Annotated in this window: 7 protein-coding genes; 1 reads left to right on the forward strand and 6 read right to left on the reverse strand. The window is 52.1% G+C overall.

The genetic code is table 11. From position 1 onward, the window contains the following. The first annotated feature begins 135 nt into the window (after nt 1-135). Nucleotides 136-3081, forward strand: coding sequence for a ligand-binding sensor domain-containing protein (locus AC53GJ_RS14270; protein WP_496728608.1), 2946 nt, complete (start codon nt 136-138; stop codon nt 3079-3081). Between the two features lie 27 nt (nt 3082-3108). Here AC53GJ_RS14270 and AC53GJ_RS14275 read toward each other — a convergent pair whose 3' ends face one another. From AC53GJ_RS14275 to AC53GJ_RS14300, 6 genes are all read right to left on the reverse strand, one after another. Then, nucleotides 3109-4218, reverse strand: coding sequence for a type 1 glutamine amidotransferase domain-containing protein (locus AC53GJ_RS14275; protein ID WP_496728610.1), 1110 nt, complete (start codon nt 4216-4218; stop codon nt 3109-3111). 78 nt (nt 4219-4296) lie between these two features. Further along, the gene (gene ygiD, locus AC53GJ_RS14280) at nt 4297-5130 is read right to left on the reverse strand and encodes a 4,5-DOPA-extradiol-dioxygenase (RefSeq protein WP_496728612.1); all 834 of its coding nucleotides are present in this window, start codon (nt 5128-5130) and stop codon (nt 4297-4299) included. 136 nt (nt 5131-5266) lie between these two features. Further along, on the reverse strand, nt 5267-5518 hold the full coding sequence (locus AC53GJ_RS14285) for a hypothetical protein (protein ID WP_496728614.1): 252 nt from the start codon (nt 5516-5518) through the stop codon (nt 5267-5269). Then, nucleotides 5515-6291, reverse strand: a complete 777-nt coding sequence (locus tag AC53GJ_RS14290) for a hypothetical protein (protein ID WP_496728616.1) — start codon at nt 6289-6291, stop codon at nt 5515-5517. The genes AC53GJ_RS14285 and AC53GJ_RS14290 overlap by 4 nt, the downstream gene beginning before the upstream one ends. A 255-nt stretch (nt 6292-6546) precedes the next feature. Beyond that, nucleotides 6547-8781 (reverse strand): YgiQ family radical SAM protein, encoded by a 2235-nt coding sequence (locus AC53GJ_RS14295; protein ID WP_496732800.1) that lies wholly within the window; start codon nt 8779-8781, stop codon nt 6547-6549. Between the two features lie 399 nt (nt 8782-9180). After that, nucleotides 9181-9744: a TMEM165/GDT1 family protein gene (locus AC53GJ_RS14300; protein ID WP_496728618.1), complete on the reverse strand. Its 564-nt coding sequence runs from the start codon at nt 9742-9744 to the stop codon at nt 9181-9183. Between the last annotated feature and the right edge of the window lie 46 nt (nt 9745-9790).

A 9790-nucleotide genomic window follows, 5' to 3' on the forward strand; every position in this document is an offset into this window, starting at 1 on the left:
ATAACTGCGCTTAAATTAAATTATTGAATAATGAATAAAAACAACCGCAGCCGTGCTGATTTCTCCGCTAGATGGCGGTCTTTTTGCCAGCTCTGCCTCTGCCTCTGCTGCTGTCTGCTCGCAGTCGCGCCTGTTGTGGCGCAGGAAAAAACCAACGTACGTTTCAGCTCACTGGCCGAAGAATTCCCGAATGCGCCGGTCACCAGTTTTGCCGTCGCGCAGGATCAACAAGGTTTCATCTGGCTGGCCAATCAATTGGATGGTTTATTGCGCTTTGATGGTTATCAACTGGAACAGTTCCAGCTGTTACAACCATCCGGGGCCGAAGAACTCAGTATCAGTACTGTGCAGGTCGATCCACAAAACCGACTGTGGATCGGGACCTGGGGTTATGGTCTGCTGATGCTGGCTCCTGATCGGCAGCAGCAACAACACTGGCAACTGGCTGGCACCCTGGCACAACCTGCCAATGGCCAAAGTGGTAGCCTGGATCAAATTCAGCATATTTATCATGACAGGCAACAGCGGCTGTGGATCGGCACCACTGCCGGCGTTTATTGGCTGGATCCACAGCTACAGCGTCAGCCTTTGCCTGACACCTTAAAAGCGGAACTGGAACATATCCGCATCTGGAAAATCGCCCAGAGCAAGGATGGCAGCTTATGGTTTGCCACCTCACGCGGTCTGGTCCAGGTCAGTGCAGATCTGTCCAGCCACAAAGTATGGTCACTGCAGGATGTGGATTATCCGGGGAAAACCAGTCGCTATCTGGAAATTCGCACCATTCTGCCGGTCGGAGATAAAGTGTGGCTGGCCAGCAGTGATGGCCTGTTTTTGTTGGATCTGCCAGCGCAACGTATTCAACCACTGCCCCATCATCAGCAGCAATTGACCCGGATCAATAAACTCAGCAGCGGCGCCGAGGGGCAGTTACTGATCGGTAGCAGTGACGGCTTCTATCAACTGAAAGCGCCATTCAGTTACCGCCAGCAACTGGATAAATTATTACATGCCGTCGATGTCAGAGATGTACTGACCGATCAAACAGGTTTGATCTGGTTATCCACCCGCAATCGTGGGGTCTTTACCCTCAGTATGCGGCAAGATAAATTTAATTTGCTGACTGACCAGCAGCAGCAATCTCATTTTGAACAGGGTTTGCATCGTATCGCCAGTCAGTATTTACATCAGGGCACCTTATGGCTGGGTTTAGAACAACAAGTTCTCAGTTTTCAGCTGCAAAGCCGACAGTGGCAGCAACACTCTTTTCCGGCTGACAGTCAGGTCAGTCTGGTCACAGGGCTGACGGTTGACACGTCCGGTCAGACCTGGGCGGCAACCAATGCCGGTTTATTCCGGCTGGATGGCAAAAAGGGATTTATCAAAGAAAATCGTCCTTTTAGCGCGCTGGACAGCAGTGTTGATATCAGTCTGATGTCGCTCAGTCACAGTCCGGATGGCACGCTGAATATCGGCAGCTGGCAGCGCGGTCTGATCCGCTGGCAGCCTGCCACCCCTGAACAGCCCGGCCGGCAGTATGCGATTGCCAAGCACCAATCAGACGGGGTACAACAAAGTGCCGTCGCACCAGATGGTGTGCTGTGGCTGGTCAGTACCAGTAGCGGTTTATATCGCTTTGATCCAAAGGACGAAAGCATTGAACATTACAGTATCGCCGACAACTCAGCGGTGGTGTTGCCCAGCAATAACCTGCCTTGTGTGACTGCGGTGGCGACAGACGAGATCTGGTTGTGCAGCGACAAAGGGTTAATCAAACTGGACCCACAACGGCAAACATTGACGCGCTGGACCACAGCGGATGGCCTGCCGGATCAGCGCGTGATTGCAGTGGCGGTCCACAGTGCCGACAGTATCTGGCTGTCAACCCGTCGGGGGCTGGCGCAACTGCAATTGCAACAACCACAAATCCGTAGCTTTGTGGAACAGGATGGTATTCCAAGCTTGTTGCTGGAGCCCAGAGCATTAACAGCCGATCAGAATGGTCAGTTTTTTATCGGCACAGGCCGGGGTGTGCTGAGCTTTGAGCCACGACAACTGCAGCCAACGGCAAAAACCGCACCGCTGGTATTCACCAGCATCCAGCTCGATCAGCAGCGCTGGTGGCAGCAACACAGCTCTGCCACTAAACCTTTGCTGATCCCGGCCAACCATAAACAGTTCACAGTCCAGTTCAGCCTGCTGGATTTTGCCCATAGTCAGCATCACCAGTATCGTTACCGTTTACGTGGCCTGGACGATGCCTGGTCGCACCAGGCCCATCAGAACTCCGCCAGTTTTCACCATTTACCGGCAGGTTTATATCAATTGGAAATCGAAGTCATGTCGGCCAGTAATCCGCCGCCGCCACTGCAGTTATTTCTAAAAGTCGCCAGACCCTGGTGGATGTATAAACTGGTCTGGTTTTTTGCCGCGCTGTGCCTGCTGGTGCTGGTGGCGTTACTAATCCGCTTTCGGCTGCGGCGCCTGCAGGTGATTGCCGCCAGACTGAATGCGCAGGTCGCGGCGCGCACTGCGGAGCTGGCGGCGGCCAACCAGCAGTTGGCACAACAAGCTCGTACCGACTTCCTCACCAAGCTGCCAAATCGGCTGGCGTTTACCGAACAATACCAGTTGATCCAGCGTCAGCGCAGTCGCCACGCTGCACCTTTAGCACTGGCGATGATTGATATAGACTTTTTCAAAAAAATTAACGATAACTACGGCCATGAAGCCGGTGATCTGGTGCTCAGCACTGTTGCAACAACATTGCAGCAACGTCTGCGCAAGCAGGACGTACTGGCCAGATTTGGCGGTGAAGAATTTGTGCTGCTACTCCCCGACACCAGTGCCAGCGGCGCGGTCAGTATTTGCGAGATGTTAAGACTGGCTGTCGCTGAACAACAAATCCATTACCAGCAACAGCTGCTCAGTGTCACTGCCACTTTTGGCGTGGTCGAGCTGGAACTGCGACCCGAGCTGCTCAGCTACTGGCAAAATGCAGCTGATGAAGCCTTGTATTATGGAAAAAAACAAGGCCGGGATCAGGTCGTGTTATACAGCGATTTGCCCAAACCGCCGTGACGACGGCTGTCTGGGGCCGCCAACCACTCAGATCGGGGCGGCAGATTTCAACAAACTGGCCGCCTGGCGCAACAGGCTGAACAGATCTGCTGCAGCAGCCCATTGCCGCTGCATCAATTGCACCAACAGATGCATGCCTAATAAACGTCGATCCAGCCGCTGCAACTGCTCAGTTGGTAATGCGGTCAAGGTTTGTTGTGCTGCGTTCAGACCTTGTTGCTGATACACCCCTAACAGCTGCACTGTCAGTTCGTCGCCATTTTTCGGCCTTGGTAGCGGCGTGATACCCAGTGCCTGCACTGTTGCTTCCGCCATTGACCAGACTGACCAGGGATTCTGACCGCTGATTAACCGGCCATCAACCACCACTTGATCCAGATACAGGGGTCCGGTATTGACAGTGGCGCCTTCGGCTCGTAAGTCATCTTCTAACAGACTGCCAAAGACGGTTTTAGCGGTGGGGATCAAAAAAAGCTCTTCTGCATTACTGAACGCAGTGACTTTACGCCCGGCCAGTAATGGTTTGCCGGCAGCATCCACCACACCCAGCCAGCCAGCCGGGCCATGGCAAACGGCAGCCAGCACTGCACCTTGTTGCCAGCTTTGGCTGAGTAACTGTTGCAACTGGGTATTATGACGAAAATCAAACATCGTGCCTTTACCACCGACCAGATAGATGGCCTGATAAGCGCTGGCATCAACTGCAGTTAACGGCAAGGTCGCTTTGACTTTTGCCATAGCGGTGGCATCATTTAAGAAAGCATAATCATAAGCCCCCATGTCCTCATCATCACGGACATAAGGCGCAGCTCCGCCTTGCGGGCTGGCAATATCCACCACAAAACCATGGGCACTGAACACTGCATAAGCCCGCGCCAGTTCAGTCAGCTCAAAGCCGGCCGGTTTTGTTTTCATCGCATCACCTTTGGGCACTTGCATCTCGCCGGTACTGGTGACAATCGCCAGAATTTTACCGCGCGTCTGAGGCGCGGCAGTTGCCAGATAAGGTAAATCCTGTGGCTGCACCATGGTTAAATCTGCCGGCTCAGACCAATCCAAATATTGCGCCGCCCAGCCAAGCGCTGCAGCCAGTAGTAACACCAGCGCCAAGATTATCCACCCAATTTTTGCCCACATATCTTCACTCCAGTCGTTAGTCCTGACCGGAGCATAGCCTGACAAATGTGAAAAAATAGTCAAAAGACAGCGCTGTGATTAAAGACCGAACCGACAGCTCAGCATGTTTAAGCTGCCCAGACTCCAGCTGTCATTATAAAAGGTCAGTTGATCCTGAGCCTGACTGGCACCAGCAGCATAGAGCAACGGCAAAAAATGGTCTGGATGCGGTACTGCCAATTGCGCTATGGAACCCCATTCGCTGTAACGACAAAGTTCAGCCCAGTTGCGTTGTTGTAATAGCTGGCGCACTCTATCGGCAAATTGCTGCGCCCAGCCCGGCGCAGCAATAGCTTGTGGATCTAACAGCCGCAGGTTATGCACCAGATTACCAGAAGCGGCAATCAACACGCCCTGCTCCCGCAGCAGCGCCAGTCGCTGCCCTAACCGTAGATGCCAGTCGGGGCTTTGCCGGCTGTCCAGTGACAATTGCAGCACCGGAATATCTGCTGCCGGAAAAGCATGACAAAGCACTGACCAGCAACCATGGTCCAAACCCCAGTCAGTATCGAGTTGTACCTCTAGCGGTTCCAGCAATTGGCGGATCTGCTGTGCCAGCGCTGGTGCGCCGGCAGCCGGATAACTAAATTGCTGCAAGGCTGACGGAAAACCAGCAAAATCATGAATAGTTTCAGGCGTCTGTTGGGCAGTTAATTTTAAACCTGGCCCATACCAGTGCGCTGAAATCATCAGGATCGCAACTGGCCGGCGCGGTCCGGTCAAATCTGCAGTCATTTGTGCCCATTGGACGGTAAATTCATTCTGGACCAGCGCATTGATTGGACTGCCATGACCAAAAAACAACACTGGCTGGCGCCAATCGGCGGCGGCTGCACTTTTGGCGGCGGCGGTCACCGCCTGCAACACTGACATTAATAACCTCAACCAAGCTTAGTTCGATAGTTGGATGTCAGTGTAGGTCCGATTTGATAGCTAAAAAAGTGGCATTTTTACCATTAAAACTTCTATTTAATCGAACTGTGAAGGCAAACCACAAGCGCAGCACCAACTAATGTTCAGCCACAGCTTTTTTTTCCTGCAGACGCTCTGTGGCGGTTTGCAGCTCTGCCAGGGTCGCCGTTTGTTGCTGTAATTGCTGTTGTAATGCAGCCGGCAGCGCTGGGGTTGTCAGTTGTAACAACAACAAGCACAATGCATGGAGCAGTAACATCGTCAGGTAACCGGTCAATAATGCCGAACTTAACCGTCCCCAGAGCGGAAATTGTTGCCAGCGGCTCAGGGCCACAGTCAGTAAGCTCATGGTTTTGCTCCTGCGGTTGTGGCTGGATCTGTGCTGGCAGCCGGATATAACCATTGTTTGATGTCAGAGAGCCACAGCGCTTTTTCTGGCGGGTTCAGTTTTCGCTCGACAAAAAAGCCCAGTTTCAGTGCTTTGCTGGATTTAAACAGCAGCACCAACTCAGTACGACCCGGCGTTAAATCCTGAAATTCCAAATCGGCAGTTTTTAAACTGGCGGCCAGTTTCAACACCCGTTGTTGTAATGCTGGCGTCAGGCCTGCACTGGTTTTGACCTCAAGCCGGCATAAAGTATTCCGACATTCGATGTCTTGCAGTGGCAATGGTTCACCTGGTTGATTATCCGCCAGATGCTTGATCAAAAATTCGGTGGCTTCTGCCCAGTGTTGATCACGACTTTGCGCCGAAAATTCATTATTTTCAGTTTGATAGCTGTCATACATCGCTGCCAGCCGGTCCAGTTTTAACTGCGCAGCCAGTGCGGGTAACATGGCGTCCCCCTGTTGTTGATGAAATTCGGTGACCGTTTTGAGCTGCGCCTGCGCAGTCACTTTGTCCATGGTCAATAACTCTAGTTGCCACCAAGGCGTGGCCAATACTGGCAGCAACAGGTAAAGCGCAGCGCCCAGACCACATAACCGCTGCCAGGATAATTGCCTCAACAACCCCAAGCATAGTTGCCCTGAGCACAGCAGCCACTGCGAAAACTTTTTGCCGCTGCGCTGCCAGCGAGCCGTATCAAGCAATAGGGTTTGGATTAGTTTGAACTTCGACAAGGCACTGATGTTCCTGTTTAAATCGACAATAGGTTGAGCAACTGAACATCAACAAGGTTTCAGTAGCCGCGTTATGCTAGTGGGCTTTGGCCGCGACCGCAACTACCAGCAGCAGATCCTGGCGACCGCCCGCCTTGGGTGGCCGTTGATAGGGAGGACTGTTGGCTTCGGCATGCAAGACCGCTGTAGCCGTAACTTCAGTCAATTCACCGCTGCAACTGAGTGCTAAGCTGCAGCGGTGTAGCCAAGCACACTTTATTTATTTTTCGCTGCCGGTTTGCCAGCAGTTTTAGCTTTACCTTTGGTAAAAGAAGCCTGACCGGAAGATTTACCAGTTTGTTGCTGCTTTTTAATCAAAGCGGCTTTGACCGGATTGACGCCGGTGTGTTTGGTCACTGCAATCTGACCGCCAGCTTTTGGCTTTTGTTTCAACTCGTCGCGACTCTCTTCCGGCACCAAACATCCTTTGCCTTTACCAATTAATTTAGCCATCCCCATTGCCCGCAGGGCATCACGGATCATCGGCCAGCCTTGCGGATCATGATAACGCAATAAGGCTTTATGCAACCGGCGCTGCCGCTCGCCTTTTGCCACTGGCACCTTTTCACTGTTGCCTTTGAGGTTTTTCAGTGAATTCAATTCGGTGTGGTAAATAGTGGTGGCATTAGCCATCGGACTTGGATAGAAGTTCTGTACCTGATCCAGTCTGAAATCACGTTCTTTCAGCCACAACGCCAGATTCACCATATCCAAATCTGTGGTGCCGGGATGCGCCGAAATAAAATAAGGGATCAGGTACTGCTCTTTACCTGCTTCACGGCTGTACTTGTCGAACATGGCTTTAAATTTATCATAAGCACCCATGCCAGGTTTCATCATCTTTGACAATGGACCTTCTTCGGTATGCTCAGGGGCGATTTTCAGATAACCGCCGACGTGGTGCTGCACCAGTTCACGCACATAGTTTGGATCTTCCACCGCCAGGTCATAACGGACACCTGAGGCAACCAGCACTTTTTTCACGCCATCAATTTTGCGCGCCGCCCGGTACAAATCGACGGTCGGGCTTTGATCTGTGTCCATATGTTCACAAATGGTTGGATAGACACAAGACGGCCGCCGACAAGTTTGTTCCGCTTTCGGGTTTTTACAGCGTAATTTATACATATTGGCGGTTGGCCCGCCTAAATCGGAAATCACCCCGGTAAAACCTGGCACTGTATCGCGGATTTGTTCAATTTCACGCAAAATCGACGCTTGAGAACGACTTTGAATAATGCGGCCTTCATGTTCGGTAATAGAGCAGAAGGAACAACCGCCAAAACAACCACGCATGATATTGACCGAGGTTTTGATCATGTCATAAGCCGGAATTTTGGCTTTGCCATACACCGGATGTGGCACCCGCTGATAAGGCAAACCAAAGACTGCATCCATCTCTTCGGTGGTCAGCGGAAAAGCCGGCGGGTTAACCCAGATATGCCGATCGCCGTGGCGCTGGAAAATGGCCCGGGCACAACCTGGGTTGGTCTCCTGGTGCAAAATCCGCGAGGCATGGGCATACAATGGCTTGTTGACACTGACCTGTTCAAAAGCGGGTAACTTGACATAGGTCTGTTCCCACGGTTTGGGCTTGGCAGGCTGCACCAGGATCGGCTTGGCTTCGACTTCGACCGGTTTAGACAAATCAATACCTTGCTGCGCGAACTCTGAATAAGAGCTGCAACCGACATCATCGGCGCCATAAGGATTGGGAATAGGGTCAATTTTACCGACTTTATCAATGGCAGTGGAATCGACACCGCGCCAGCCTGGCAGCGCTTCTTTGCGGATCACCGCGGTACCGCGAATATCCTGCATCGTCTCAAAGCTTTCCCCCGCCGCTAAGCGGTGTGCCACTTCAACCAAAGGTCGCTCGGCGTTGCCGTAAATCAGAATTTCGGCTTTGGCATCAAATAAAATCGAGCGACGGACTTTTTCCTGCCAATAATCGTAATGGGCAATCCGGCGCAGGCTGGCTTCAATACCGCCAATCACCACAGGGACGTCTTTATAAGCTTCTTTGCAGCGCTGCGAATACACAAGCACCGCCCGATCAGGTCTTTTACCACCGACATCACCCGGCGTATAAGCATCATCATGCCGCAGCTTTTTATCGGCGGTATAACGATTAATCATCGAATCCATATTGCCAGCGGACACGCCAAAAAACAGATTGGGTCTACCCAAGGTCATAAAGGCGTCTTTGCTGTTCCAATCGGGCTGGGCAATGATCCCAACCCGGAAACCCTGGCTTTCCAGCATCCGGCCGACCACCGCCATGCCAAAACTCGGGTGATCGACATAAGCATCACCGACCACCAGGATCACATCACAGCTATCCCAGCCAAGTTGGTCCATTTCCTTGCGCGACATCGGTAAAAATGGCGCTGTGCCGTAGCACTCAGCCCAATATTTGGGGTAAGAAAATAAATCGCGCTCGGCAGCCATCCGGGCAACCGGTGCTGATTTACGGGATATTGGCGTTGATGTTTGCATGAATAGTGTTGCTCAGTTTAGACAGACAGGCGGTGCCTGAAATAGCCGAGCATTATACTCAAGTATTTCGCCGAATACTAACCTTTCGATGACCAGCTAGGTTGCGTGACGTTAGCAGCAACGCCACCATCCTATTGCAGCCAAGGCGGATGTAAAAGCAAGTTGGCAGCGCAACATGCCTAAGGTCAGATCAAGTCTGCCACTGTTGGATTTTCATCCTTGTTCGTTTTTACCAATACCGGTCTTTGGCGTCGACCTTTTTGTCGGCGGGGCAGCCGACAAAAAGGTCAAGGCCATTGACCGCTAATGGCAAGCAGAGGCTATGGCTCAGCCTCTTACACCTTCACTTGGTCAGTCCTGGCCGGCCACTATAGTGGCAATTCCGAGTAACATAAACACAGCACAGGCGGCGCGGCGCGCCCAGTCCAGTGGCACTCGTTCTAAAATCCAGCGTCCGGCATACACCACAGGTACATTCGCCGCCAGCATCCCCAAGGTGGTGCCAATAATCACCAGCCAGGTTTGTGAATAAGTTGCCGCCAGCAATACAGTGGCGATTTGGGTTTTATCACCGATTTCGGCCAGGAAAAATAACACACAACTGGCGACAAAAGCGCCGTATTGCAAAATCTGACTATCTTCGCTGTCATCTTGATCGGGGATCAATAACCATAACGCCACAGCAATAAAAGAACCGCCCAATAGCCAGGCATGCCAACTGGCCGGAATAAATTGCGCCACCCAGGCGCCAAACCAGGCCGAAGCGGCATGATTGAGTAAAGTGGCCACCAAAATACCGGCAATAATCGAAAGCCTAGAGCGAAAACGCGCCACCAGAAATAAAGACAGTAATTGGGTTTTGTCGCCAATTTCAGCAATGGCCACGCCGGTAAAAGAGTACAGCAGAGCATCCATGATGTTCACTCAGCGGGAAACAGACAAAAGACAACATCACGACTCC

The sequence above is a fragment of the Rheinheimera sp. B2H12 genome (genome assembly GCF_059620065.1).

What these genes read in the sequence shown, in the direction of transcription:
- AC53GJ_RS14300 (WP_496728618.1), bottom strand. Translation starts at nt 9,744, where the DNA reads ATGGATGCTCTGCTGTACTCTTTTACCGGCGTGGCCATTGCTGAAATT.
- AC53GJ_RS14285 (WP_496728614.1), bottom strand. Translation starts at nt 5,518, where the DNA reads ATGAGCTTACTGACTGTGGCCCTGAGCCGCTGGCAACAATTTCCGCTC.
- ygiD (WP_496728612.1), bottom strand. Translation starts at nt 5,130, where the DNA reads ATGTCAGTGTTGCAGGCGGTGACCGCCGCCGCCAAAAGTGCAGCCGCC.
- AC53GJ_RS14295 (WP_496732800.1), bottom strand. Translation starts at nt 8,781, where the DNA reads ATGGCTGCCGAGCGCGATTTATTTTCTTACCCCAAATATTGGGCTGAG.
- AC53GJ_RS14275 (WP_496728610.1), bottom strand. Translation starts at nt 4,218, where the DNA reads ATGTGGGCAAAAATTGGGTGGATAATCTTGGCGCTGGTGTTACTACTG.